Raw genomic sequence first — 26,427 nt, forward strand, 5'->3', positions numbered from 1 at the left:
GATGGAGCGGAAGATGTTAACCCAAACCGGGAGGCTTGAAGCCGGGCCGTCGGTCGGGCATAGTCGGGGTTCCACCCATTCTGACTACCCAATGATGAACATGATCCGTGCGACCGGCCTGACGTTCCTGCTCGGCCTTGTCGCGGGCTGCGGCCCCGACCACCTGGGCCGCCTCGCCTACGGCACCGCCGCAGCGATCCAGCAGCAAAATTGCCTGGATAGCCCCGTGGCCCGCAAGCAGGACTGCTTGCAAACCGAAACCTACGATCAATACCAGCGCCAACGCGGCGAAGCCGATCCGCCGGGCTGAGGTCCGGCCTCATACCGGATAGATCACCAAGCGGCGCTCCGGCTCCACGCCGACGCTCTCGGCCACCAGGCCATGGCGGGTGACGATGCGGTGCTGGAGACGCCGTAGCGTGGAAGGCCGGGGATCGAGTTCGGCCTTGACCCCGCCCGCCTTCACTTCCCGCACCGCCTGCTCGGTTTCCCGCACCATATCGTCCACCTCGGCTTGGTCCTGTCCATGCACGATGTTGAACAGGCTGGCCAGCAGCGAGCGGAGCTGGGCCGTGGTGTTCTTCTTCACCCCATGCACACCCACCTGCGAGCGGTCCACCAAGCGCGATAGTTTGGGATCGTCTTCCCGTGCCCGCAGCGTCAGCACCAAGTCGGCTTGGTCGGGGAATTTCACCGTGCGGGCTTGGATTCGCAAGTCGCGGATGGCCCGGTCCACCAAGTCGCGGCTGAGAGCATAGGCGTAGACGCGCACCGGCCGGTCGCCCTGGGCCGGGAAAACGCGGGGCTCGGGCCCGGTGTCCGCGGGCGAGGGATCGGCGGCGCTGTCCCCGTCTGCCTCGTCGGGTTCGGACAGGCCGCGGCGCACGCCCCGCGCCGGGTGGCCGCGCAGCAGGTTGTCCACGGCGCGGGCGGCGTCGGGATGGGCGATGACTTCCCTGCGGCTGACGATTTCGACCACGGCGTCGAAGGTGGGCGCGGCCTTGCGCTCGCTGATGGTTTTCTGGGTGCCGCGCAGCCTAGCCTCGTCGTCGCCCAGGATCACCGTCTGCACGCCGCCGACCAGGTCGCTCAGGGTGGGATTGCCCACCAGGTTGTCCAGGGTGTTGCCGTGGGCGGTGCCGATCAATTGCACGCCGCGCTCGGCGATGGTGCGGGCGGCCATGGCCTCGTCCAGGGTGCCGATCTCGTCCACCACGATGACCTCGGGCATATGGTTCTCGACGGCCTCGATCATGACGGCGTGTTGGCGGTCGGGAGAGGCCACCATCATCCGCCGCGCCCCGCCCACCGCCGGGTGGGGAATATCGCCATCGCCCGCGATTTCGTTGGAGGTATCGACGATGACCACACGCTTGCCGAAGTCGTCGGCCAAGACCCGCGCCACCTCGCGCAGCTTGGTGGTCTTGCCGACGCCGGGACGGCCCAGCAGCAGGGTGCTCTTGCCGCTTTCGATCAAATCGCGGATCAAATCGATGGTGCCGGAGACCGCCCGCCCCACCCGTAGCGTCAGGCCGATGACATCGCCCCGCCGGTTGCGAATGGCCGAGACCCGGTGCAAGGTGCTCTCGATGCCGGCGCGGTTGTCGGCCCCGAATTCGCCGACGGCGCGGACCACCGCGCCCAGGTCTTCGCGGTTGACCGGATGTTCGGATAAATCGATGGCGGCATGGAGATAGCGGGCCTGGGGTGGACGGCCCAGGTCGAGGATGATTTCCAACAATTCGGCGGGTTCTTGCCGGGCCAGCGCGGCTTTGATGTGGCTCGGCAGCAGGCGGGTCAGCAGGTGCAGGTCGTCGGTGGCGGAATGGCTATTCACGGGCGTGTTGCGGCTAGGTCGGTGTGTGCATCATACACCTTGGGCGGGTCGGACCACTGTAGGCGGACGAGGGCCGTTTAGGTTTGGATAGGCGGGATAAGCGGCGGTTCGAGACGTGGCCCGGACCCAGCCTGAGGCTGAAAAAAACAACTTCAAGCGTTGACGGACCGATCCGACCTCGGTATTATTCGCGCTCTTGATGGTTCGCCTCGTGACCGACCTGAAAGAGTAATCGTCCGGGGTATAGCGCAGTCTGGTAGCGCGTCTGCTTTGGGAGCAGAATGTCGGGGGTTCGAATCCCTCTACCCCGACCAAGCGCTTGTAGCTCAGCCGGATAGAGCATCGGCCTTCTAAGCCGAGGGTCGCAGGTTCGAGTCCTGCCAAGCGCGCCATCTACAAGATTTCGCGATGGTGACTGTAGCTCAGTTGGTAGAGTCCAGGATTGTGATTCCTGTTGTCGCGGGTTCGAGCCCCGTCAGTCACCCCACCCTTTACAAGGGTAAAGTTTTTGGGTCGTTAGCTCAGCTGGTAGAGCAGTGGACTCTTAATCCATCGGTCCAAGGTTCGAATCCTTGACGGCCCACCATATAGAACAAAGGCTTGCATGGTTAAACCCGGCAAGCCTTTTTTTTTCGAAAAAAAATTCTGAAAAAATCCTGGAATCAACCTTCCCCGCTGGGCTTTCACCGGCACCAATGTACGCGACACATAATTTGATTATCAGCGACACATAGATTGATAAAAAAATTCGCCGCTTTCCCCGTGTGCAAAGTGGCCTTACTCAGCCGCTAGTCCCTCTCGGCCAAATCTGCCCGGTGGTCGGTCGCGACGGTGCCGATGTCCCGGCGGGAGCCTTGAGGTCGATGGACAATGTGTCGCCAGTCCTGACCCCGAACTGGTGGAGGCCGAACGGCGTGTCCACCATGTCCGCTACGCTCACGAAGTAGACCTTGGACGGGTTCAGCCCGGACACGGTGAAAGCGCCCGTGGTGGCGTCCGACACCGCGTCCCCGATGAACGCCTTGGAGTCCTGGTCCCACACGCTGACGGTCCTGGCCACCGGCACGCCCCCGCTGTAGACGTTCCCCGTGATCGAACCCGCGTTGGTGCCGCCCGTGAACTTGTAGACCAGGCTGTCGGTGGTGAAGTGGTTGGGCAGGGCGGACGGTCCCGACGATCCCAGCGACAGCCCCATTGGCGCATTGACGTAGCCGGTGGAGAGGGTCGCCATCGCCCGTAGTGGCGACGATCATGCTGCGACCCACGATGAGTTTTTCCCTGGCCATGCAGCAGGCGGGCCGGGCGATTATTTTGGACCATGCCGGGAACATGATTAAACACGGGTTGCCCACCGAGCCAGTGACATGGACCTTGGACGGCATGGATAAGCCCGCACGGGCCGGGAGCGACCTGAACCCTGCTTTGGCTGCAAAGCCCTGGTGCCCGTCCGCTTGGCCGAATGCCCCTATTGTGGCCGGGAACTCCGCAAGGTCGAGAATCCCGTGGTGGAAGCGTTGCAGACGGAAGACCTGTACGCGGCGGCGGAAGGCGAGTTATTGGAACTCACGCCCGAGCGCCGGAAAGCGTTGACGCGCTGGCGGGAACAAGCTGAAAAGGTGTGCAAATCCATTGAAGAACTACAGCAGGTGGGGCGAGCTTGCGGCTATAAGGAGTCATGGGCGCGGCACCGCTGGCGGGAGTTGCAGGCGCAGGCTCAACCCCGGCCACAGGCGGGGCGGACATGATGCCGGGTCCGCAAAACCGAGAAATCCCACCGACCCGGTATAACGTGTGGTCGGCACTGCGTTACGTTTCCCCGAGTTGCGACCATCGGGCATGGTTCCGCATCCTGGCCGCGATCAAGGACGCCCTGGGGGAGGATGGCCGGGACATCGCCGATGAATGGAGCCAAGAGGGCGACAGCTACGATAAGGTCGCGTTCCGGGACGCCTGGAAGTCCGCCAAGCCGGGCGGGAAAGTCACCATCGCTACCCTTTGGCGAATGGCCCTGGACGGCGGATGGAAGCCGGACAGCGAAACCCAGCCCGAAACCGAAGCGGAGCGCCAAGAGCGCGAGCGGCAACGCAAGGCACGGGCCGAACAGGCGGCGAAACAGCAGGCGGAAGCCGCGCAAAGGGCGGCGACCAAAGCCGCCGCGCTGTGGAAGGCATCGGCCCCGGCGACCACCGACCAGCCCTACCTTGCCCGGAAGCTTCCCGGTATCACCCCACCCGACACCTTGCGCGAAACCACGGCGGAACAGGCCGCTTCGATCTTGGGTTATACCCCCAAGAGCGACGAGGAATCGTTGGCCGGGCGCGTGCTTGTGGCCCCGGTCAAGATCGATGGCAAGCTGTCCACGGTGGAATTGATCGACGGCCAGGGCAGGAAAACCGCCATCGCGGGCGGGCCGAAAGCGGGCGGCTTTTGGGCCGCGCAAACCCTGCCCGAGGGCGACGGCGGCGGCTTGACCCTGGCTATCGGGGAAGGCGTGGCGACGGTCCTATCCTGCCGTGAGGCGGTATCCTGGCCGGTGTTCGCGGCGCTCTCGGCCAGCAACCTACCCACCATCGCCAGAACCCTACGGGCGCGGTTTCCCGCCGCCCGGCTGGTGATTGTGGGGGATATCGGCGGCGGGCTGGAATACGCCCGCCAAGCGGCGGCAGCGGTGGGCGCGGCGCTGGCCGTGCCCGTGTTCGCCGATGAAGAAGTGATGGATTGGGTACGCGGGCACAGCAAGCCCCCCACCGATTTCAACGACCTGCACCAAGTCGCCGGGCTGGACGCCGTGGCCCGCCAGTTGCGGCGGGCGGTGGAGGGCGAACCCAGGCCGGTCCCGCCGATCCCCGTCGCCATTCCCGCGCCGCTTCCCGAATCCCGGCCCAAAGTGGTGGATTTGACCGGGGAGAATGAGGCACGGCTTACCCTTGAGGCGCGGATAGCGGCCACCGATGATTTCGAGATACTCGCCTATCAAATCGGCCCGGAAGTCATCAAGTCCGGCTTGCGGGAATCGACCAAGGCCCGCTTGCTTAAAATCATCGCCAAGAAATCCGGAATATCGGTTAAGGCTCAGCCCTTTCAAACTGGAATAATCAATAACCCTATCCAATTCATAAATACCCCTACCGCGAGTCGAGAGCCATGCTAGAGCTATTCCGCCAGAAAATGCCCCTGTCCTGCCTGTTGTACGGCCTACTCGAACGCTGCTTTTCGGCGGAGAGGCTGGACCGGATTTTCCTGGAGAACGCCAAGGAGCAATACACGCGGGAAATCCTGTTCTCGACGGTATGCGACCTGATGCTGAGCGTCGTCCTCAAGGTCCATCCCTCGATCAACGCGGCTTATCAGAAACAGCCGGAACCCCTTGGGGTAACGGTATCCGCGCTGTACGAAAAACTCAAGGGCGTTGAATTACCCGTGTCCCAAGCCCTGCTGCGCGATACCTCGGAAGACCTATCGGCTATCCTCGATGCCTTGGGTTTCATCCCCGAACCCTGGTTGCCGGGATACCCGGTCCGCATCCTCGACGGCAACTGCCTGGCGGCGAGCGAGAAACGCCTCGCCGTCCACCAGAACGTCAGCGGGGCCGCGTTGCCGGGCAAGTCGCTGGTGGTGTTCGACCCGGAACGCCGCCTGATGCGGGACGTGTTCCCTTGCGAGGACGGCCATGCCCAGGAACGCCGCCTGCTCGACGCCGTGGCCGACAGCATGAAGGCCGGGGAACTGTGGATCGCCGACCGCAACTTCTGCACCCTGGGACTCCTCGGCCAAGTCCATGGCCGGGGCGCTTACGCCTTGATGCGCTTGCACCAGAACCTGCCGCTGACCGAGGAAACCCTGTTTTCCTGCGCCGATGAAAATGCGGGCCGGCGGCTATTGGAAAAGCGGGTCGGCGTGGCCGGGCGGCCCTATCGCCTGGTCCGCGTCGAACTCGAACAACCCAGCCGCGACGGAGACGCCTTCATCGACCTCCTGACCGACCTTCCCGCGGAGATACCCGCCGCCGCCGTCGCCGACCTCTACCGCAGGTGCTGGACCCTGGAAACCGCTTTCCAACACGTCGAAAAGCATTTCAATTCCGAGATCGAAACCCTGGCCTATCCCAAGGCCGCCCTGTTCGGCTTCGCCGTGGCCCTGGTGGCCTATAATATTTTCTCGGTGATGATCTCGGCGCTGGACTGCGCCCATCAAAAACCCGTGTCTAAGGATATCTCCGGGTATTATATCGCCCACGAGATCGCCGCCACTTTCCTCGCGCTCATCCAACTGGGCGAAGGCTTGGATTGGCGGTTCGTCGCCGCCTGCGCCCCGCCCGAATTCGCCGCCTGGCTGCGTGACACCGCCCGCCACGTCAATCTGCGCGCCCTGAAAAAGCATTCACGCGGCCCCAAACAGCCCAAAACCAAGCCTCCCTACGATCCTAAACAGCCTCATGTCTCGACTTATCAATTGCTTAGGGGTAAAAAGTAGTCACTTTGAAAGGGCTGGGAATACCGCTTATCGGAGACGCTATCGTCGAATACGACACAGGCGTTTGGATGTTGTGTGATGTTGCCTTTTATTATGGACCAAGCCGCCGACGGCGTGATATTGTCTTCATTGAGATAGCGGTTTATGGCGTCATGTGAAAAGGCGGGATGATGGTGATGGTCCGCGAAATAGGTTTGAGTGTAATTGGTCTGTGTGATTATGAGGAATTGGCAGTAGTCCTGGCATCGCGGGGTCATGGCACGAAAAACCTCTTGAAAAAATCGCCTTAAATACTCAATAAGTATAATACGTTTTTAAGATTTCTGTGTAAGTCCTAATCGAATATTGGTCGCGCAGGGCAGGGCGAAGCCTTCCAATCTTCATCTTCAACTCCACGCTATTTTTCATCTGACAAGCAAATCAAATGCCCAGAGCTAGGTTTGCTCTTTTAAAAATGGACGGTTTTCTGTAAAAAGATCGAGTCTTGACATCTCAATAAAAAACATCCCTTGAAAATTACAAAACGCTCCGAATACAATTCATCGGAAAAGCATCATCCATAAAAACTTCCTTTTTGCATGGATTATCGCCGGGACCAGCAAATTAGGCCCGGTCAGCTATGCTTTATCGATTGCAAAGGCGTCCTTATCCACAACCGTTCGGAGAGTTCAACGTGGCGATTCAAGATGAAATACCGAAATCACGCCTGACCCTGCGGTATAAGACCGAGGTCAACGGGCAACCAGAAGACATCACCTTGCCCTTGCGGCTCATGGTCACCGGAGATTTTTCGCAAGGCACCTCCGCCGACCGTAAAGTCGATCTCGATGAAAGACGGGTGCGCAACCTTGATGGCACCAATACCGACTCGATCATGAAGGACATGGGTATGACCCTGTCCTTCGCGGTGGAAAATAAAATCGACCCCGAGCGTGGGGAGGATTTACAGGTTTCTCTGCCCATCGACTCGATGAAATCCTTTTCGCCCGACCATGTGGCGCAGAATATCCCCAAATTGAAGGGCTTGCTCACCCTCAAGCGCCTGGTGGAGGAAATGCTCTCGAACGTGGATAACCGCAAGGAATTCCGCAAGTTGCTGGACGAATTGATGAGCCGGCCCGAGGACCTGGAAAAGATACTGGCCGACCTCAAGGGCTTCGAGGGTTTCAAACTGCCGGGCAAAGACGCCCCGGCGCAGTGATCCCGGTATTCATCATTTATTTTAAGGAGGCTACATGGCCGAAGAAACCGCAACAGCCACCGCCACCGGCGAGGCTTTGGACCTCAAACGTTTCCTGTCCAGCATGAGGCTCAATCCCGAGATCGGCGAGCCGGTGCCGATGGTGACCGACAACCTGCAAACCATCTCCGAGGATATCCGCGACGAGGACCGCTTCCTGTCGGGGATGGCCGCCGTGCTGATGAACATCGACGCGGGCGGCGGCAAGTTCGACAAGGGCGCGGTGCAGACCCTCATCGCCCGTATCGACGAGATGGTCAACGCCCAGCTCAACGAGGTCATCCACCACGACAAGTTCAAGCAGATGGAGTCGAGCTGGCGTTCCCTAAACGATTTGGTGCGCAACACCAATTTCAAGGCGAACGTGATGATCGACATGATCGATGTCGGCAAGGACGAACTCTACGAGGATTTCGACAGCAACGCCGTCGATATCACCGGCAGCGCTTTGTTCAAGAAAGCCTATCTGGCCGAATACGACCAATACGGCGGCAAGCCCTACGGCAGCATCATAGGGCTGTACGAATTCGAGCATACCCCCCGCGACGAATTCTGGCTGAAGACCATGGGCAAGATCGCCTCCGCCAGCCACGCGCCCTTCGTCGGGGCCATTTCGCCCAAATTCTTCGGCTGCGAGACTATCGAGGAACTCTCGGCCATCAAGGACTTGGAAGGGCTGATGAACCATCCGCGCTATGGCTCCTGGAACGCCCTGCGCGAGTCGGAAGCGGCGGCCTATATCGGGTTGACCCTGCCGCGCTACATCCTCCGCCAACCCTGGGACCCGGACCTCAACCCCTGCGGCAACCTCGCCTTCAAGGAGGAGGTGCGCGGCGACCAGAACTCGGATTACCTCTGGGGCAGTTCGGCGGTCCTGTTCGCCCAGAACATGGTGCGCTCGTTTACCACCTCGGGTTGGTGCCAATACCTGCGCGGTCCCAAGGGCGGTGGCTTGGTGAGCGGCCTCCCGGTGCATATGTTCAACATCCGGGGCGAAGAGGAAATGAAAATCCCGGTGGAGATGACCATTCCCGACTACCGGGAATTGGAATTCGCCAACGCCGGGTTCATGCCGCTGATCTACCGCAAGGGCACTTCCGACGCTTGTTTCTTCAGCTGCCAATCCTTGAAGAAAGCCAAGAAGTTCAAGGACCCCAAAGACAGTGAAAACGCCCAGTTGGTCACCAACCTGTCCTACACCTTCTCGATCACCCGCATCGCCCACTACGTCAAGTGCATCATGCGCGACAACATCGGCAGCAGCGCCGACGCCGGGTATATCTCCAAGACCTTGAACGCCTGGCTCTTCAAATACGTGACCACGGTGGTCAACCCCGACGACCTGACTTTGCGCTACTACCCGTTCAAGGCGGCCTCGGTGAACGTGGTGGAACGTCCCGGCATGATCGGCTGGTACGATTGCTCGATTTCCGTGTTGCCGCATATCCAATTCGAGGGAATGGATGTGGAATTGCGCCTGGATGCGCGCCTGTGACCCCTTAAAGACAACCACCGCGAGGAACTAACGAATGGCTTCTTCAAACTACGATTGCAGTGTCACCCAGGGTTTCAATTTCAAGAAGGACGAGCAGGTGTTGGTCGGCCATGTGGTCGCGCTCACCATCGGCGGCACCACCTTCACTGCCGACATGACCTTGACCGATCCCATCGACAACACCAAGACCGTGACGGCGGTCGGGGTGATTTCCAATATCAGCTGGGGCGGCGGCTATGCCGAGCCGATCATGCTCTACTTCCAGATCAGCAGCGAGAACAAGAAGGCGGCCAGCATCCTGATCCATCAGAACATGATGGACACCACCGCCACCATCACCTTCAACGTCTACGACTTCGACCAGAAGGCCAAGACCTATTACAAGGCGTTCTGGACCAACGACGCCAATATGAATGGGCTGGTCTTGAAGCAGGGCGGCGAGCTGGCGTTCACGGTGGCCGACGACGAGGGCCGTGAAGTGATTTCGCCCAGGAACTTCGCCATGGGCCTGGGTGTGATGCCCCAGGACACCCAGCAAGCCATACAGATGGCGGTTTCCAACACCGACAAGTTCAGCAAGCAATGGGGCGTGACGGTGGGCGGCACCTGATCCGCCGCCGGGAAAGCGGCGGGAATTCCGGGATTTTCCCGGTATTCCCGCCGACCCGGCGCATCCCTTCGCGGCTTAACCGGCTCCACGAAAATATATGACCACCCGTATTGCGCGTGTGCGCTGGGCCATGGGGCAGACGCTCCTGCCGGGGCATTTGTCCGCCCTGGAGGAATCCCTGCTGGCCGACGCCGCCACCCGTTTCGGCCTGCAAGGCTTGCCCAACCATGGTCTGGCCGGGTTGCGCTGGAACGAAACCCTGCTGGCCGAAGGCGTGCTGTCGCTGGAGGCGCTGTGCTTGCTGCTGCCCTCGGGCCTGCTGTTGGAATTGGGCGGCAATGCGCGGGCCGAACCCCTGAACCTCAATGCCGCCGCTGGCACCCTGCTGCCGGTCTACCTGCATGTGCGCAACCCGCCCGGAAACCAGGGCGAGCGTGACGACCTCCGCCCGACCGTGGAACGCGACGGCATCGCCTGTTGGCTCTGGCGCTTGGAGCTTTCCACCGAACAGGAGAACCCCGACACCCGCGAGAGCTTCCGCTTGGCCGACTTCGAGAAACTCCCCGAAGGCTCCTGGCGCTTGGCGGCCCGGTATATCCCGCCCTTGTTATTGGTCGGCGCGGTGCCATTCCTGGCCGCGGAACTGCGCGAACTCAAAGAAAGGCTGGACGCCTTCTACCAACGTTTGACCCAGGATATCGCCGCCATCTACCTCTCCGGCGAGCATTTGATCAACGCCAAGCAATGCCTCAAAAGCGTGCTGCGCTTGCAACGCTTCCTGGTGAACCTCATGGGCCAGATACCCCGGCACCCCTACGAGGTTTACGAGGAACTGAAGCGGTTTTATATCGACCTCTGTTTCTATCACGAAAACCCGCCGCAATTCGCCACCGAAGCCTACCGGCACGAGCGGCTGGCCGAGGTTTTCGCACAAATCTTGATTCCTTTGTGTCAGGAATTACAACTGAACCAAAGCCGCTCGGCCTACCTGCCTTTCGAGCCGAAGGCCGGGGTATTGCAGGTAGCATTGCCGCCCGCGATCCGGGAGGCCCAGGAAACCTATCTCTTGGTGCAAAAAGGCCGGGTATCGCAGGCGGCGAGCCTCAACGGCATCAAATTGGCTGCGGTATCGCGCATCCCCGTCGTGCATAAATTCTATTTACAGGGCATCTCTTATAAGCATATCGAGCGGCCCCCGTTCCAGCATTCCTTCGGTCCCGAGGTGGATATTTACCAATTGGCGGCGGGCGAGGAATGGGACCATGCCTTGCGGGAATTGACGGTGGGTTTCTATGCCGATCCGGTCCAAAGCGAAGCGAAATTCTTCCTCTATTGGCGGGCTCACTGATGGACCTGCTACGAAAGCTGGGAAATAACACGGCGACGGGGGAACGCGACTTGGTATTGGGTATCGTCGATAACCTAAATCATGTATTGAACAGCAAGCGAGGTTTCAGTTATTTCCTGGAGGATTTCGGTATTTCCGATTATAACCACCTGAGTTCACGAGAAGATATTGCGCGGGCCGTCATGCGCGAGGTCCGGGAGAATATCGAAGCCTTCGAACCCAGGATCAAGCTCGTCGATATCGTGGAAATACCGGACGCTTCGCTGTTCCGGTTGTCGTTCCGCATCAACTGCATCGTGCGGGAAAATTCGCGCTCCTTGAGCATGATTTTCGACCCGCGCATAGAACGCTACTGGGTGAACGCGGAATGAGCTTCACCGAAGACCTCGCCATCCAGTTGACCCTGACCATTTCCGGCCAGGGCTATACCATTCCGCCAGGGCAGGTGAAATCCCTGGAAATTTCCCTGCATAACTATGGTTTCCAGGGCAAGATAAGTTTCGTGGTCTCCGCCGAGCAAAGCAGCGATAGCCTACTTTCCCCGTTCACCCAACAGGATTTGATCGAAGTGGCCCTGACCGTGGGCACTTATATCAATCCCGAAAATGCCCAAATCCAAACCCTGAGCCTGACCGGCTTCGCGACCGACAAGGGTTTCTCCGAACATATCCTCGACCACGTCGATTTGCAGCAAAATCCGGTGCTTTATCGGCATTATCAGCTGTCTTTCGCCGATCCCGCCCAAGTGTTATGGAAGCAGCATTATCCTTGCGATTTGCTGGTGGATTCGACTTTGCAAACCTTGATCGGCAACCATGCGGGCGAGAAAATCAGCCTGCAATATAATTGGGATGCGTTGCAAACCCAGTATTCCCTACTGGCTTTATCCTTGGGGCAGGCAGGCAACCCGGCCAGTTTCTACGATTTCATCCTATGGCTGGTCAATACCCAGAATGGGGTTTTCAGCTACGACGCCGCTAATAATAGCTATTCCCTCGCCAGCGCCAAAAGCGCGGACGGCACCGCCATCGCCCTGGATTTCCAAGAAGTCGCCGCCCACCGCCTCGAATTTCCCGCGACTTGGCGTTATCAACCCCAGGTCTTGAACGCCTATTCGGAAAACCCGCAGACCAAGCCGATCACCAATGCGCAGATGACCAGCCCCATGCGGCATGATTACATCGCCCGTTATCCCATCGCCGCCGATTTGGATTCTAGGGTCACTCTAGAAACCGGGCGTTTCATCCAACGCCAGCACGAAGTCGCGGTGTATTACCGGAAATTTCCCTTGCAGGCGAATCCGCCGGGGCAGTGGGTGAAATTCTCGGGGGCGGGCTGGATTTCCGATTTGTTCGTGAACGGCAATACCTACCGGGTACGGGATTGGTATTTGGAAGCGCGGGCGGCGGAAGAAGAATTGACCCTGGACCATGGTGCGGCCTATGCCCGCTATACCATCGATTTGAGCCAGCATTTGGAATTGAGCGCCGAAACCTGGGTGAATCTGCCGCCCTTCGTGGCCCCCGTTTATCCCTTGCTGGTCGAGGGCAAGGTGGTCAGCGATCAAGGCGAAGAGACCGACACCACTTATCAAACCTATCAGGACCAGGATACTTCGGTGACTTATTACGAAGTCACCATACCTTTATGGAATAACCTGAAAATCCGTGCCCCCTTCGAGCCTAATTTCGCCATGGGCCAGTTTTATTTCCCGCTCTATAAAAACGAGCGGGTTTTGGTGGGGCTGAACCTGACGACAGCGGTAATCTTGGGCTATTTGGATTGGCGCGATGGCGCGGCCCTGCCCCTCGATACCCAGGGCAACCAATTGGTCATGGGCCAATCCACCAGCAGCCAAACCAGTTTGCAACATACCTATGTGGATCAAAAGCCGCAGTTCCAAATCCTGCGCACCGACCAAAGCGATACCCAGCTTTTGCAGATGAGCGAGGGTTGCATCGTGCTGCAAACCCAAGAGCAGGAACAGGGGAACTGATCCATGGCCTTGGTATGCAAGATCGAACTCAACAAGACCTCGGGGATCACCCTGACGGTCACCAATTCCGACGCCAACATCACCCAGACCGCGACCTTCGACGGCACCACCATCACCTTCACCTGCCAGGGTCAGGACGCCACCAGCACCATCACCCAGACCACCGACGCCATCACCCTGAAATGCAATACCTTCACCGTCGAGGCCGAGAACATCACCTGTAAATCCAGCCAGGACAGCCTCTACCAAGCCCAGGGCAAATTCACCCTGGACAGCACCGATACCGCCACCCTCAAATCCTCGGCGGACATGGGCATCACCGCCAACACCAAGCTGAGTCTGAGCGGCTCGGAACTCGCCGCTTCGGGCCAGAGCAGTGCGGAACTCACCTCGGCCTCGACCAAGGTCAACGGGGATACCAAGGTGGAGGTGAGCGGGGCGGAATTGTCGATGTCGGCCCAAGGCAACGCCAGCCTCTCGGGCGCGATGGTCAAGGTGTCCGCCGACACCACCATGGACGTGGAGGGGCTGACCACCACCCTCAAGGGCCAAATCACCAATGTCCAGGGCAGCCTGGTCAAGCTGGGGTAGCCATGGGTGCCGACGACGCGCTTTACCGGACTTTCCTCGAAGAACTGCGCGCCCTGGCCGAGTTCCGCCTGGACTACAACCTGGAACATCCCAAGTCCGGGGTGGAGTGGGACGACCCGGACGTGAAACGCTTGATCGAGGCGCTGGCCTTCTTCGGGGCGCGTTCGCAACTGGTGGCCCTGCGCAATGTGGACGGCACCCGCCGCCGCCTGTACCAGCAATTCTTCCCTTATCTGCTGTCGCCGCTGTCGTCCATGGCGATGGTCCAGGCCCAGCCCACCGGACAACTGGCCGAGGTGCTGAACCTGCCCGCCGGTTCCGAAATCCTGTTGCAGCCCGAGCGCGGCGGTTCGGCCATCTTCCGTACCCTGCATCCCTTGCGGGTGTTGCCGCTGCGCTTGGTCCAGATCAAGCAGGAGGCTTTGGACGGGGCCGGGGTCCGGCTGCTGCTGTCCTTCCAGGCGGCTTTCGCCCTGAACGAAGCGCCGGGACCGCTCCGGCTGCATATCAACTATCTGAACGATTTCGGCATCTCGCTGAAGCTGTTCGCCTATCTCAAGCACGGCCTCCGGGCCGCGAAACTCCAGTTCGGTGCCTACGATCCCGACCAGCCGGGCGCGGATTGCCCCTTCGCGTTCGGCGTGCCCCCGGCGGGGCTGGACACCGACGAATGGCGGCATCCCATCGAGGAACTGCGCTATTACTTCCATTTCCCGCAGCAGGAGCTATATCTGGAACTGGAACTGCCGGAACCGCCCCGGCATTGGACCGGCTTCGCCCTGGCCCTGGATTGCGCCGAGCCCTGGCCGCGCCAACTCCACCTCAACCGGGATGCGTTCCAGTTGTTCACCGCGCCCATCGTCAACAGCCAACGCGCCTTCGCCCAGCCCATCGTCCACGACGGCACCCAGGAGCGCCACACGATCCGCCATCCCCAGCCCGAGTTCGGTTTCAGCCTACAACAAGTGTTGGGGGTCTACGAGGTCACGGACCAGGGGATGCGGCCCTTGCGGCCCGGCATCCTGTCCGGGGGCGAGGGTTCGTTCGAGATCGAGCAGGGACCGCCCCGCGAACAAGGCGACCCTTTGTCGTGGCTGGTCCCGCACCTGCCCAGCGCCTTGGAGCGGCCCCGCACCCTGGCGGTCGAGGCCTTGTGGCTGCAAACCTGGTACGACCAGGACGCGCCGGGACGCCACGCCCTCCGGCCCTTACGCCGCCAGACCCAGGGGGTGCGATGGGAGTTGCTGGACAACCCGGTGGTCCACGCCGATAACCGCCGGTTCGACGCCACCGCCGGTTTCCTGCATTTGCTGACCCTGATGCACAAGGATTGCCTCAGCGTCCAGGACATCCGCGACCTGCTCTCGGCCCTCGGCAGCGTGGAGGCGGGCCGGTTCCAGGGCGTGTTCCGCAGCCTGGAGGACGCCCGGCTCGAAGAGGAACCTTTGGGGGGACGCGAAGGCCGCATGACCAAACAAATCTACCATCTCCGCTTCAAGGCCCAAGCCGGGGATAGCAGCGAGCTGACCGAAACCTTCGTCGAACATGTCGGGCGGGTACTCGACCTGTGGCTGGCCGAAGCGCTGGTGGAAGCGCGGGCCGAACCCCAGGCCGGAACCCACGCCACCGAACAGGGGGACCGCCTATGAACCTCGCCTTCTGGGGAATCGTCGCCGATATCAACACGTTGTTGCTGCCCCTGCGGGAAGCGGCCAGCCCCGCCGCCATCGAGAACATCGATCTGGTGGACTTACGCGCCAAGCTGCGCACCCGGCTGGAACATCTGCGCGCCCTGCTGGCCGAGCGCCATTCCGAGCGCGACGCCTATTTCGCGCTGTTCCCCTTGGTCGCGCATTACGACGAACTGGTTAAAACCCTGATCCTCGACCTGAACCAATTGCGCTGGCCGCCGATACAACAGGAGCTTTATCAAGTGGCCGACGGGGGCGATTTGTTCTACGAATCGCTGGACAGCGTGCTTGGCAAGCCGGAAACCCTGCCCTTGGTGTATGAGACCTATTATTTCTGCCTGGAAGACGGCTTCATGGGCCGCTACGGGGCCAACCCCGACAAACGCGCCGATTACCGGCAAAGGCTGAAAGAGCGCATCCGTCCCCCCGCCGTGGACGCCCAAGCCCCGCGCTGGACCGCGACCCCGCACCAAGCCCCGTTGCGCCTGCCGAATTGGATTTACTACGGCGCGGCGGGCTTGGCGCTGTGGGTGGCCTATGCCTTGCTCAGCACCTGGGCGCGTTCCTGGAACCCCTGGGGCTGAGCCCGCCATGGCCGACCGGATCGACGAATTATTCAACCCCGAGCGCCTGCGCCGACATTGGGAAGCGCCGTCCGCGCCAGTGCCGGAACCCGCCGTCCCGGAGGATCCATCGGTCCCGGTACGGGCGCAATACCAAGCCCTGCTGGATTCACTGGACCAGCGCTATCCGGGCGCGGCGGCCTTGAGGTTCCCGCTGGAAACCCTGTCCGGCCTGATCGACGCGGCGTTTCCGACGGAAGGCGGTGGTGCCGATCCCAAGCAACGCGGGGCCATCGTCGCCGCGCTGGAAAATCTGGAAGAAACCCTCTGGGCCTTGGATGTGGCCAGGGTGCGCCGATGACGCCGCAGGAAGCCCTGATCGCCCGGAAAATCCGGCGCTTCGATCCGGTCTGCCTGGTGCGCAGCCTGATGCACCTGGGCTATGCCTTCGAGGATATTTGGTTCCGCAGCCATTACGGCACCTGCTCGCAAGACTCGCTGGTGGAGGCCATCGAATTCCGCCACGAGCCCCGCCGGGCCATCGTGACCTTGAACCTGGGGCTCCTGGGCGGGCAGAGCATCCTGCCGAGCTATATGTTCAAGCAGGTGCATAGTGACCAGATCGAAGCCCAGCGCTTCACGGAATTCCTGTGGTTCTTCGACGACCGCCTACTGCGCCGCTATCTGCTCGCCATCTATCCCGAGATGGACACCGGGCTCTACCAGGATTGGGAAGCCCGCAAGCGCGGCGGCGTGTTCAGCCTCAGGCTGGAATCGGTCGCTACCCTGCATTGGCTGGCGCAACAGGTGTTCCCGGAATTGCAGGTGCGGGTCGAGAAAGCCGCCCTGACCCGCGATATCGAGTTGGACCCGCCGGTCCTGGGCAAGACCCAACTCGGCTATCAAGCGGTGTTCGGCAAGCGGGTGAAGTTACCGGTGCCGGGCCACAAGATCACCTTGATCGCCGAGGAGGACGAATTCGCCTCCGGCCAGCCCTGGCCGCAGGAGATCGAACGCCGCCTGGACGCGCTGATTTTCCCGTTGCTGCGGGTGGTGGGGGTCGACCTGGAGGTCTGGCTGGTGATCCGCGCCCAACGCGGCTGGCTGCGCCTGGAACAGCAAAGCTACCTGGGCTACGAAGGCATGCTGGGCGGCAAGCCGGGTTTCCGCCGTATCCGCATCTTCGCAGGGCATTTGTTCGATTGGCATTGAGGGGCTTGGTGGCCCGTCACTCGTGGTGGGGCGGGTCGCGACCCGCCGGATGGGATGGCGAACCGGAATTGGTGGGTTACGCTACCGCTAACCCGCCCTACGGCAATCCCGTTCCGCAAGGCTGACAAAACACTAGGTTGATATTCAAACCGATGTTTCAACCCGCGCTTTTTCTTTATATGCGATTGCGCTACCCACGATAACAACGTATTCCCGGAGGCAAAAATGGCACTTACTCCAAAGGTCGCAAACCTGATTTCCCTTTACTTCAACCAGTGCATGTCATCGACTTCGTTAGGAGCGAAGAAAACCAAGTTGAAGGAAGTGTTGGATCATCTATTCACGCTCGGGAATGACAACGAGGCATATGATTACCTTAATGAAAACCTCACTGACACTGACAGCGACCTCAGTAAGGCCATCGATAAGAAATCGGGATTGGGAAGTTTTTCAAGCACGGCTTCACATACCCGGTCCAAGCTCAACGAATTGCTCAATAAAATAAACCCCATACAACTGGTCCACAGCCGCCTGTCGAGTCAGGTTTACGATAATATCTCTTTGAAAATCGACGAATGTATTGGGTCCACTGCGGACGAGAACAAAAAGGAAGAGTTAGATACGCTTAAAACCATGTTATTAAGGCAGGCAAGCGATCAAGAGGCGATAGTCATACTCAGGGATAAATTGCAGAACGACATGCGCTTTAAAAGCGTCATTGACAAGCATACCAATAGCATCAGCGCATTACGGGACAAACAAACCAATACCAGAATCCAATTACAGAATCTACTTGACACAATATCCTCATTATCCCCTGATAACCGAAACCTCCATAATTGGATGGATCAGTTGGCCGATGATACCCCTTTGCGCCAAATCACCATGCCGGGTAGCCACGATGCGGGCGTTTACGACGATCCCAATGACCTTGCGAACCGTCCAATCACAAAAGGCGCGAGCGCGAAATCATGGGGAATCTGTCATGAATTGTCGATCTATAACCAATGCAGGGCGGGAGTCCGTTATCTCGATATCAGGATAGCCGAAAAAGATAAAGGGCAATGGTATGCCCTACATGCGGAGATGGGGCAAGGGGTGTGGGGGGCCAAGGCCGATAGGATGCTCGATGACTTAGCTAGGTTCATTACCGAAAACCCCAGCGAAGTCCTATTCTATAAGGTTACCCATACCCATGACCTGCAATATTTGCAACATGCCATCCGTAAATTGCATCCCCATCTTTGTACCCGCAACGATGCGTTCCAAACCCAAAACATAACCCTCGCCGAAGTTCAACTCAGTCGTCTGAGGGGAACAATCGTTATGCTGCTTGAGAACGATGAGAAGATTCGGCAAATGAACCTACAGCAAAATCATCCTGAAATCTTCGATGTTACTTTCCCATTCTCCAACCTGAAAGGGGACAATCAGCGGGACACCAATCCAGCGCCCCAATATAACGCGCAGCGGCTATACATATTTGGCGGCAATACCGGTAAAGGCAGCGTTAGGGATATGATTCATGGACAGCTAAACAAGGCGGTCGCCTTTAAAGCTTTGCCGGACAATTATCTATTCCAGATGTCCTGGACCCAGATGGGCACCCAAAAAATCGGGGCCGGCGATATTAGAACCAAAGCCAAAACCCCTTTGAACGGCAACCGTGGCGGCGGTCCCCATAGCACCCTGCCGTTTTTATGCCTTACCTTAAGGGGCCGCCAAGGCGAAGTGAGGCATGTGGATTTCATATCATGGAATGGGAATTTGAGAATAGGCGAAGACGTCTACATCAGGCCCAACTTCATTCATATGGACTTTTCTTGCGCCAATAATAGCGGCCTGATTATTGCGCTCAATACAAACTGGAAATAACCAAGGCGGATTGATGCTGGCGAAACCCGCCGGTTCGGGACCATCCCTGTTGGCGGGCCGCGACCCGGTACGAAGCGCCGGGGCAAAGGGTCGCCCACGCCCCGGCCAACCCACCCTGAATCCAAGGGAGCCACTCTCATGCGTATAGATTTATTGTTGGGCGAACTGCCGGTCACGGAGCATCCCGGCCTTGATTCGGGCGATCCGCGTTTCGACGAAATCGCGGGGCTGGTCCAGAACGGCGACCACGCCGCCGCCGCCCAGGCCAGCGAGGCGCTGCTGGCCGAGGGCATCTACGACATCCGGCTGATCTGCTATTTCCTCTACGGGCATTGGCTGGAACAGGGCGTGGCGAGTTGGGGCGAGGTGCTGGAAGCGCTGGGCAACACCGTCCTGAACCAATGGGAAGCCATCGGCCCCGTCGAGAAGCGCGAGAAGAAGGTGGAACTCAGCCTGAACTGGCTGTTCAAGCAGGTGCTGAAAACCCTGCAATACGAGGAAGGTAAGCAATCGCCGACCTGGAACCGCTGGCTCTCGGACACCTCCTCCGAGGAACTCGACCCGGTGCTGGATGCCGTGCAAGCCTTCGGTCCCGGCATCGGCGAACGCCTGGGAGATGGCGCGGGCACCGTCCTCGACGTGTCCAGCAAAATCCGCGAATGGCTGCGCAATTTCCAACGCTTGGTCTATCGGGAACCCGAGCCCGAACCCGAGCCGGTCGAGGAAATCCCCGAGGCCGAGGAACCCGAACCCGAGCCCGAACGGCGGGCCGCCCCCAAACCGGCGCTGGGATTGGAGGGCGAACTGTCCTACCCCATGGCGCTTTTGCTCAGGAAGCTGGCGGCGTTCGAGCGACTGGTGGCGGAGGAGAAATTCCCCCGCGCCGCGCTGGTGGCCGACGATATCAACCAGACCTTGGCCAACTTCGATCCCAAGCTCTATTTCCCCCAGATTTTCGCGACCTTCGCCCGCTTGCAGGCGCTCAACATCGGCGAACTGCTCAACTATGCCGACCAGCGCGACTCGCCGGAATGGCAGGCCATGCAGGAATGGTTCAAGGTCGATATCGATTCCTTCACCGACGAATAGGACTACGCCATGGGCTTCCTCGTGACCGGAAACGCCGTGCTCAAATGCTCCTTCGGCACCACGCCCTCCACCCTGGAGGTTTTGCCAGTTACCCCGGTGATGGTGGAAATGCCCGCCGCCAGCATCGTGGACAATGTGCCGTTGCTCAACGTGCTGCCGTTCGGCATGTGTTCGAGCATCCTCAACCCCGAAGTGATCGCCGCCACCGCCGCCGCGCTGGGTGTGTTGACGCCCATGCCTTGCATACCCGTGACCGTCGCGCCCTGGATCGTCGGCGAACCCACCGTCCTGATCGGCGAAATGCCCGCGCTCAGCGATTCCAGCAAGCTGATGTGCTGCTGGGCCGGGGTGATCAGCATCGAGTTCGCCGGGCAGGCCACGGTGCAACTGGGATGACGCGCCGGGGCCGCCGTGGTGGGTGAAGGGCCGGAATCCATCGCCGCCGAAGATTTCGCCCAGGTCGAAGCCGGATTGTGGCTGGAAGGGCCGGTCGCGGTGGCCGATTGGGCTTGGCTGGAACGGAGTTGGCAGGCTCCCGCAGCGTTCTGGAAGGCGCTGCACGGGCAATGGGAGCGGCGGCAACCTGGCGTGACCAAAAGCGCCCCCTCGCGCCATTACGACTTCCATCACGATTTGATCGGACGCCAGCGGGATTCCACCACCCCGGCCTTGGCCTGCTTCGAGAGCGGGGCTTGGCAAACGTGGTCCTATGCCGAACTGGGCGCGGCGGTCGAGGGCTTGGCGGCGCGTTGGGAACAGGCGGGCGTGGAGGCCGGGGATATCTTGGCGATCCTCCATCCGCCGGGGCCGCGCTGGCTGGTTTCCGTGCTGGCGGGGCTCAGGTTGGGCTTGGTGGTCTCGGTCTTGCCGCCGCAGGGACCGGCCTTCGTCCAACGCCGCTTGGAAAACCTGGCCCCGCGTTGGCTGGCCTTGGAGCCCTTGTGGTTGCGGAGGCTCCCGGAAAGCTGGCGCGATAGCGCCCTGCCCGACGAAGCCGTGGCAACCGCGCCCACGCGCCGTTCCCATGTGTACGCGGGAACCGATGTGGTCGCGCTGTGCTTCGACCCGGCCAGTGCTACGCCGGATGTGCCGCGCCCGCTGGACGCCGATGGCCTGTATCTGGGCGCGTTGCGGGATGGCTTCCTGGCCTTGGGGGTCAGGCCGGGATCGTTCTGCGCCGCGCCCGGCTGGCATTTTTTGGAAAGCCAACCCGGCATGGCTTTGGCGGTGCTGCTCTGCGGGGGCTGTTGGGTGGAGATCGAACTGGCCGAGGTGGAACAGAACCCGGCGCGTCTGCTGGAACAGCCCATCACGGTGCTGGGCGTAAGCTTGGAACTGCGCGAGGTGTTGCGGAAACAACCGCCACAGGGCGTGAAGCCGTGGCGGTATTGGTTCCGCCATCCAGCGGAATCCCAGGATTTGTCCTCGTGGACGGAGTTCGTCACGGGCTTGGGTTTAGAAGATTGCTACGCCGGGAACCTCCTGTGGAATACCGCCTTGGGCGGGGCGCTGCTGTTCTCGGTCCGGCGCAAAGGCGCGGCCCATCCCGAGACCGTGCCCGCCGCCGCGGCTTGTTGGCAACTGGGCGCGGTGGCCGCCCCGGAATTGCCCGCCTTGGGCGGCAGCGGGCGTTTATGCCTGGGCCAGCGCGGCGGGAAGGAAATCGTCTGGACGCCAGCGCCCTATCTCCTGACCCGGAACCGGGGTGGCTGGCTCCATCTGGGCCAATATCCGAAGGGCCGGGTCGGGCGTACTTACCCAGTTCAGGAAGTGCTGGATGTGCTGGCGGGCCGGGTGGCCTACTCGGCCTTGGTGGAAATGCCCACCGGCGTGGGTGATCCCTTGCAAGTGCTGCTGGTGTTCGGCGAGGCGGCGGACGAGGAATCGTTGCGAACACGCATCGCGGGCGAGATGGGCCGGGAGTTCCTGCCGGACCGGATCGAACACCTGAAGCTCCTGCCCCGGCGCGACGAGGAAGGCAAAGCCGATCCCGCGTGGTGCCAAGCCCATTACCCGACCGGGGAACTGCACCGCCGCCAGCGCGACCCGGTTTACCAAGCCTTGTCGGAATTGAAACGCGCACTGCTGGCCCTGGACGGCTGAACGCCCGGCCTTGATTGACACAAAACCATCCATTGCCAAACCGGACCCGAAGGGGGACACGCCATGCCCAAGCTCGAACAACTCAAGGCCGATATGGAGCGCAACGAGGCTTTCCGCGCCTACGGGGCCAAGGCACCCGATACGGCCACCCTCGGCGAACAATTGCAGAAATACCATGAGTGGCTGGGCAGGGAGCGCACCCGGATCGACGAAGAAACGGGGCTTAACCCGGACGAACTGCGGGCGCACCGCTGCATCAGCCTCTACAGCCTTTCGCAAACCCAGGCCTTCCTGGACACCCTGCGCCAGCGCAACCCCGAATATTTCGATACCAGCGTGCGGGGGCTGTTGGGCCTGTCGGTCCTGAGCTGGATGCGCTTGCCGCCCACCGATTCCGCGCCCCTGGTCAAGCATTACCGGCATTGGCTGGACGACGCCCTGGACGATACCACCGTGGCGATGACCGAACTCGGGGTTAGGGCGCAATTGGGACGCGACGAGCGCGAAGCGTTGACCCACGGTTTCGGGAAATACCAGCACGAAGACCTGGGCGAGGCCCGCCAGGCCGGTTTGCTATACCAACAGGCCAAGGAAACCGAGAACGAGGTCAAGCGCAGGGTGCTGGCCCTCCTGGGACAGGACGGGGAAGATGTTTCCGGCCTCTCGGCCCGGAAATGCGGGGAACTGGCGCAGGCAGGCATCGACCGCCTGATCCAGGAAATCGCCTATTGCGCCGACACGATCCTCGAAAGCCGCCGCGACCATCCCCAAGACCCGGAGGAAAAGCGGTTCCGCCGCGGGTTGCGGCGCAGCGTCCGCGACCGCCAGGAACTCATCGAAAGCCTGGAACTCTGCCAACGGCAGTTGCGGGAAACCGCCGCGACGACCACCGGGGCCGAGGACATGCACAGCCAGGAAACGCGGATGGCGGAACTTATGTTCGCCCCCTTGAACCAGAAATTCCGGGCGCTCAACCAGAAGGTGGTGGACGCGGGGCTGGACCTCCGCACCGACGTGAACCGGATCGAGGCCAACATCGCCCGCAAGAAGCTGGAACTGCAACGCCTGATCGCGCTCATCCCCGCCCAGCACGAGCAACTGGCCTCCGAAAGCGAAACCCTCAAGAAGCTGCAAGCCTATCCCCGCTCGGAAATGCGGGCCGAATACGCCCGCTCGGTCCAGGAGCTAAAAGGCCGCATCGAGGCCACCCAGCACTACCACGAGCAAGTGGCCCGCGAACTGGCTTTCCTCGACGCCCAATACACCGCCGCCCGCGACGCCATCGACCAGGAATTGGAGGAACACGAGCAACTCCTGGCGATGCGCGACGCCGCCAAGGACGAATTGGCCTGGATCAAGAAGCTGCGCAAGGTGGACAAGGCGCTGAACATCTATTGCTCGGCCTTCGGCGTCAGCTTCCCCCTGTTGCTGCAAATCGGCCATTTGGTGGGCGGCACCGGCGGCGGGGCGGTGGGCGGCACGAGTACGGCCTTGGTTGCGGGACTGCAAGGCTTCTTCGCGGCGGGCGGCGGCACAATGGGGCTGCTGAGCGGTGCCCTGGAAACCGGCGGGGTGGGCGCGATCCTGTATCAATGCAAGCCCTACGACACCGGGAGTTTTTCCCTGTCGCTGAAACTGGGGCTGTCCTTCGGCCTGCCCGGCGATTGGGGCGGGAAGGTCGGCTTGGCCCTGGTCTACGACGCCGGGATCAATATCCAGGACGACCGGCGTTTCCGCGCCACCAGCACCCTGACGGTGCAGGCCGCCGCCGAGGCTTCCTTGCCCGAGTTGTTCGAGGCGTCGATCTCGGCGGATTTGGTCAAGGACGCGACCACCTTCGAGTACAAGGACCATTACCAATGGGCGGCTTGGCTGGCCCAGAAATGGGCCAATATCTTCGCCTGGGCGCGGGCCTGCGCCCTGTACCAGCGCTCCGGCAACCGGCTCGACCAGCCCACGCCCAAGGATTTGGCCAATATCCGCGAATTGGCCCTCATCACCCTGACCAACCACCCCAAGACCCGCGAAATCTTCAACCGCACCGCGAAATTCATGGAGGAACCCATCCTCCGGGTGGAACAGCGCGAGCTATTGGGCGGGATGTCCGCCGAGGTGTCGTTCGTGGAGGTGTTCGGGGCCGGTTTCGAGGGCGAGAGGCCGGGCGAACCCCACTACATCAAGCGCGAATACGATGCCCATACCCAAAGGCTCCGGGAGATGCAGAAGGAGGGCCGCAACTGGTCGGTCGGCGGCAGCCTGACCGTGCTGGCGAGCGTCGCGCTGACCTATTCCAGCACCGAGCGCCACTCGAACCCGGACAACAACGGCTACGCCCTCAACCTCAAGCTGTCCTATCCCGGCACCACCCAGAGCAGCACTTGGCTGAACACGCCCTCCCAGGAAGCCCCGGCCACCCATTTCGGGGAATGGATCGAAACCCATCTCTCCCCCCTGGCCGACAAGCTGTCCAAGGGCGCGCCCAGCTTCCAGAACTTCAGCGGCCCCCTGAAGACGACCGAATTCACCCAGCTTTCCACTGCCCTCAGCCTCGCCGATATCGAGATCAATTTCGTGCGCTCGGACCTCCCGGACGGCAAGACCGCCTGGGTCTTGCAGTATTGGCGGCCCGTGTTCTCCTCGACCACCAGCCTGAGCCAGAGCATCCCCCTGCATGCCGGGATCAATCTGGATGTGGGCGGCTCGCTGGGGCTCTCCCGCAGCTACAAGGAACAACTGGGCACCAACACACTGACCTATGTCAGGCTGGTCTACCACGGCTTCATGAACCGCACCCCGCCCGATTTCAGGGGCGATCCCGAGAAAACCCGGCCGGAGGAAGCCTGGGGTTGGACGCTATGGGACGGGTTCGCGCAGGCCCATAAAAAGCAGCTTTACAAGCTGTGCCGGAATGTCGCCAAGGACGATACCTGGGCCGCGAAGGAAGCTTTGCTCCTGACCGGCCACGAAGCCTTCATCGCGGCTTGCAAGAAACTTCCCAAGGACTTCGACGACAAGGCGTTCGGCACCGCCAAGAAGGCGCTGGACACTTTCCTGGAAGCCGCCCGCAAAACCGATTACCACAAGGATTGCGAAGACGGCTGGAAGGTCTTGGAAGCCGGGGAATTCATGTGGTCGATCAACCCCTACCAACTGGCCTTGGAAATCGCCCGCACCCGCTCGGCGGCCTATAAGCTGGACCACGCCACCCAAGGACTGCACGCTCCCCGGCGCGGTCTCAAAGAACAGATCGCGGAGGACCGCACGCCCAAACCCGACGGCCAGAAGAATCCCGCCTATTGGATACCCGATGCCCAAGCGCCCAAGTGCATGGCTTGCGGCGTCCGCTTCGGCCTCGTTACCCGCCGCCATCATTGCCGCAATTGCGGCGGGGTGTTCTGCGGCAAATGCTCGTCCAAGCAGCGTCCCGTGCCCGCCCGTGGCCACCGCGAGCCAGTCCGGGTCTGCGATGCCTGCGATACCTTGCTCAGTGGCAAAACCGGCGCCCCGGTCCGGGTGCTGGACCCGGCCAAGGCGCAACTGGCCCAGGGCTTGCGCAATCCGGTGTTGGGTCAGGGCGGTCATCCCCAGATTCAAGCCAAGCCTTCCAGCCAACATCCCCTGCTGCCGCCGAAACAGGACTCCAAGCATGAGGATGGCGACGGCGAATTCGTGATGATCATCGAGGAATCGGAACCCCATAAGGGCAAAGCCACCGACCTGCTGGGCAAGGGCGGCAAACCCCAGGAAAAGCCGGGGCTGATGCTCAAGGGTTCGGGGGGCAAGGGCAAGGATTCCGGCACCTTGAATTATTCGCTCACCGAAGGCCATCAGCGCTTGCTCGAACAAGCCCGGCGGAAAAACCTCGCCGTCCCCGCCAATGGCGATTGCCTGTTCGCCGCGCTCGTCGCCATGGGGGCTTACCAGGGCACGGCCCGGCAATTCCGCACGGCGGTCGCCCAGCAGGTCAGGAGCGGTAAAATCGATGTCCGGGCTTCCGGCATCGCCAAGGCCACGCTGGCGGACTATCTGGAGCGGCCCGGTTTCTTCGGCGGCACCGAACAACAGGACTGCATCGCGGACAGCTTCCCCCAGGTCATCGCCCTGGCCTTGAAGGCCAACCTGCATATCTACAACCCGACCGGGGACCTCACCCAGATCGAGGTGCCCGGCGCGAAAAAGACCTATCCCCTAATCCGCTTCGAGGCCCGCGACGGGCAAGGAGGGGACGAGCGCAAAGTCCCGCATTTCCATGCGACTCAACCCCTATGAGTCCTGCCACCCTCCCTGAAAATATAAGGACGGCC

The 26,427-nt window shown here is 61.0% G+C and carries 22 protein-coding genes and 4 tRNA genes; 24 read left to right on the plus strand and 2 right to left on the minus strand.

Annotation, left to right across the window (positions count from 1 at the left end; translation table 11 throughout):
• Window positions 1–100 precede the first annotated feature (100 nt).
• Entirely contained in the window at window positions 101–310 is a 210-nt protein-coding gene (locus tag B9N93_RS07335) for a hypothetical protein (RefSeq protein ID WP_125468883.1), read from the plus strand.
• 9 nt (window positions 311–319) lie between these two features.
• Here the strand turns inward: B9N93_RS07335 and B9N93_RS07340 are convergent, their stop codons facing one another.
• The gene (locus B9N93_RS07340; RefSeq protein WP_085212284.1) at window positions 320–1,837 is read right to left on the minus strand and encodes a R3H domain-containing nucleic acid-binding protein; all 1,518 of its coding nucleotides are present in this window, start codon (window positions 1,835–1,837) and stop codon (window positions 320–322) included.
• Window positions 1,838–2,074: 237 nt separating this feature from the next.
• On the opposite strand from B9N93_RS07340, the gene B9N93_RS07345 reads away from it, so the two are divergent.
• The 4 genes from B9N93_RS07345 to B9N93_RS07360 all read left to right on the plus strand — a co-directional run bounded on the left by B9N93_RS07345 (window position 2,075) and on the right by B9N93_RS07360 (window position 2,423).
• A tRNA-Pro gene (locus B9N93_RS07345) sits at window positions 2,075–2,151 on the plus strand.
• A 1-nt stretch (window position 2,152) separates the two neighbouring features.
• A tRNA-Arg gene (locus tag B9N93_RS07350) sits at window positions 2,153–2,229 on the plus strand.
• Window positions 2,230–2,248: 19 nt separating this feature from the next.
• Window positions 2,249–2,324: transfer RNA gene (locus tag B9N93_RS07355), tRNA-His, on the plus strand.
• A gap of 23 nt (window positions 2,325–2,347) precedes the next feature.
• Window positions 2,348–2,423, plus strand: a tRNA-Lys gene (locus tag B9N93_RS07360).
• Window positions 2,424–2,618: 195 nt separating this feature from the next.
• Here B9N93_RS07360 and B9N93_RS07365 read toward each other — a convergent pair.
• Window positions 2,619–3,068: a hypothetical protein gene (locus tag B9N93_RS07365; protein ID WP_125468884.1), complete on the minus strand. Its 450-nt coding sequence runs from the start codon at window positions 3,066–3,068 to the stop codon at window positions 2,619–2,621.
• Window positions 3,069–3,276: 208 nt separating this feature from the next.
• Here B9N93_RS07365 and B9N93_RS24540 point away from each other — a divergent pair, with 208 nt between their 5' ends.
• The 19 genes from B9N93_RS24540 to B9N93_RS07455 all read left to right on the plus strand — a co-directional run bounded on the left by B9N93_RS24540 (window position 3,277) and on the right by B9N93_RS07455 (window position 26,392).
• Window positions 3,277–3,582 carry a hypothetical protein gene (locus B9N93_RS24540; protein ID WP_125468885.1) on the plus strand — a complete coding sequence of 102 codons (306 nt, stop codon included), beginning with the start codon at window positions 3,277–3,279 and terminating at the stop codon, window positions 3,580–3,582.
• Window positions 3,579–4,988: a PriCT-2 domain-containing protein gene (locus tag B9N93_RS07370; RefSeq protein ID WP_176225177.1), complete on the plus strand. Its 1,410-nt coding sequence runs from the start codon at window positions 3,579–3,581 to the stop codon at window positions 4,986–4,988. The genes B9N93_RS24540 and B9N93_RS07370 overlap by 4 nt, the downstream gene beginning before the upstream one ends.
• Complete coding sequence (locus tag B9N93_RS07375) at window positions 4,982–6,310, plus strand: transposase (RefSeq protein WP_085212290.1); 1,329 nt, start codon at window positions 4,982–4,984, stop codon at window positions 6,308–6,310. The genes B9N93_RS07370 and B9N93_RS07375 overlap by 7 nt, the downstream gene beginning before the upstream one ends.
• Before the next feature lie 673 nt (window positions 6,311–6,983).
• On the plus strand, window positions 6,984–7,511 hold the full coding sequence (tssB, locus tag B9N93_RS07380; protein WP_085212293.1) for a type VI secretion system contractile sheath small subunit: 528 nt from the start codon (window positions 6,984–6,986) through the stop codon (window positions 7,509–7,511).
• Between the two features lie 34 nt (window positions 7,512–7,545).
• The gene (tssC, locus tag B9N93_RS07385; RefSeq protein ID WP_085212296.1) at window positions 7,546–9,045 is read left to right on the plus strand and encodes a type VI secretion system contractile sheath large subunit; all 1,500 of its coding nucleotides are present in this window, start codon (window positions 7,546–7,548) and stop codon (window positions 9,043–9,045) included.
• A 34-nt stretch (window positions 9,046–9,079) separates the two neighbouring features.
• Window positions 9,080–9,655, plus strand: coding sequence for a hypothetical protein (locus B9N93_RS07390; protein ID WP_085212298.1), 576 nt, complete (start codon window positions 9,080–9,082; stop codon window positions 9,653–9,655).
• 97 nt (window positions 9,656–9,752) lie between these two features.
• Window positions 9,753–11,003: a type VI secretion system baseplate subunit TssK gene (tssK, locus tag B9N93_RS07395; protein WP_085212300.1), complete on the plus strand. Its 1,251-nt coding sequence runs from the start codon at window positions 9,753–9,755 to the stop codon at window positions 11,001–11,003.
• Complete coding sequence (gene tssE / locus B9N93_RS07400; protein WP_176225178.1) at window positions 11,003–11,374, plus strand: type VI secretion system baseplate subunit TssE; 372 nt, start codon at window positions 11,003–11,005, stop codon at window positions 11,372–11,374. Before tssK ends, tssE begins: the two co-directional genes overlap by 1 nt.
• Complete coding sequence (locus tag B9N93_RS07405) at window positions 11,371–12,999, plus strand: hypothetical protein (protein ID WP_085212305.1); 1,629 nt, start codon at window positions 11,371–11,373, stop codon at window positions 12,997–12,999. Before tssE ends, B9N93_RS07405 begins: the two co-directional genes overlap by 4 nt.
• A 3-nt stretch (window positions 13,000–13,002) precedes the next feature.
• On the plus strand, window positions 13,003–13,590 hold the full coding sequence (locus tag B9N93_RS07410) for a hypothetical protein (protein ID WP_085212307.1): 588 nt from the start codon (window positions 13,003–13,005) through the stop codon (window positions 13,588–13,590).
• Window positions 13,591–13,592: 2 nt separating this feature from the next.
• Window positions 13,593–15,239, plus strand: coding sequence for a type VI secretion system baseplate subunit TssF (locus B9N93_RS07415; protein ID WP_085212309.1), 1,647 nt, complete (start codon window positions 13,593–13,595; stop codon window positions 15,237–15,239).
• The gene (locus B9N93_RS07420) at window positions 15,236–15,865 is read left to right on the plus strand and encodes a DotU family type IV/VI secretion system protein (protein ID WP_085212311.1); all 630 of its coding nucleotides are present in this window, start codon (window positions 15,236–15,238) and stop codon (window positions 15,863–15,865) included. Before B9N93_RS07415 ends, B9N93_RS07420 begins: the two co-directional genes overlap by 4 nt.
• 7 nt (window positions 15,866–15,872) lie before the next feature.
• Window positions 15,873–16,205, plus strand: coding sequence for a hypothetical protein (locus B9N93_RS07425; RefSeq protein ID WP_085212313.1), 333 nt, complete (start codon window positions 15,873–15,875; stop codon window positions 16,203–16,205).
• Window positions 16,202–17,056 (plus strand): hypothetical protein, encoded by an 855-nt coding sequence (locus B9N93_RS07430; protein ID WP_085212315.1) that lies wholly within the window; start codon window positions 16,202–16,204, stop codon window positions 17,054–17,056. Before B9N93_RS07425 ends, B9N93_RS07430 begins: the two co-directional genes overlap by 4 nt.
• Before the next feature lie 225 nt (window positions 17,057–17,281).
• The gene (locus B9N93_RS07435) at window positions 17,282–18,931 is read left to right on the plus strand and encodes a PI-PLC domain-containing protein (protein WP_085212317.1); all 1,650 of its coding nucleotides are present in this window, start codon (window positions 17,282–17,284) and stop codon (window positions 18,929–18,931) included.
• A gap of 138 nt (window positions 18,932–19,069) precedes the next feature.
• Window positions 19,070–20,020 carry a type VI secretion system protein IglI family protein gene (locus tag B9N93_RS07440; protein ID WP_085212319.1) on the plus strand — a complete coding sequence of 317 codons (951 nt, stop codon included), beginning with the start codon at window positions 19,070–19,072 and terminating at the stop codon, window positions 20,018–20,020.
• A 9-nt stretch (window positions 20,021–20,029) separates the two neighbouring features.
• The gene (locus B9N93_RS07445) at window positions 20,030–20,416 is read left to right on the plus strand and encodes a DUF4280 domain-containing protein (protein ID WP_085212321.1); all 387 of its coding nucleotides are present in this window, start codon (window positions 20,030–20,032) and stop codon (window positions 20,414–20,416) included.
• 18 nt (window positions 20,417–20,434) lie between these two features.
• Complete coding sequence (locus tag B9N93_RS07450) at window positions 20,435–22,123, plus strand: AMP-binding protein (RefSeq protein WP_176225179.1); 1,689 nt, start codon at window positions 20,435–20,437, stop codon at window positions 22,121–22,123.
• Window positions 22,124–22,186: 63 nt separating this feature from the next.
• Window positions 22,187–26,392, plus strand: coding sequence for an FYVE zinc finger domain-containing protein (locus B9N93_RS07455; RefSeq protein ID WP_085212325.1), 4,206 nt, complete (start codon window positions 22,187–22,189; stop codon window positions 26,390–26,392).
• Window positions 26,393–26,427: the final 35 nt, after the last annotated feature.

The sequence above is a fragment of the Methylomagnum ishizawai genome, assembly GCF_900155475.1.
In the GTDB taxonomy this organism is placed as follows: domain Bacteria; phylum Pseudomonadota; class Gammaproteobacteria; order Methylococcales; family Methylococcaceae; genus Methylomagnum; species Methylomagnum ishizawai_A.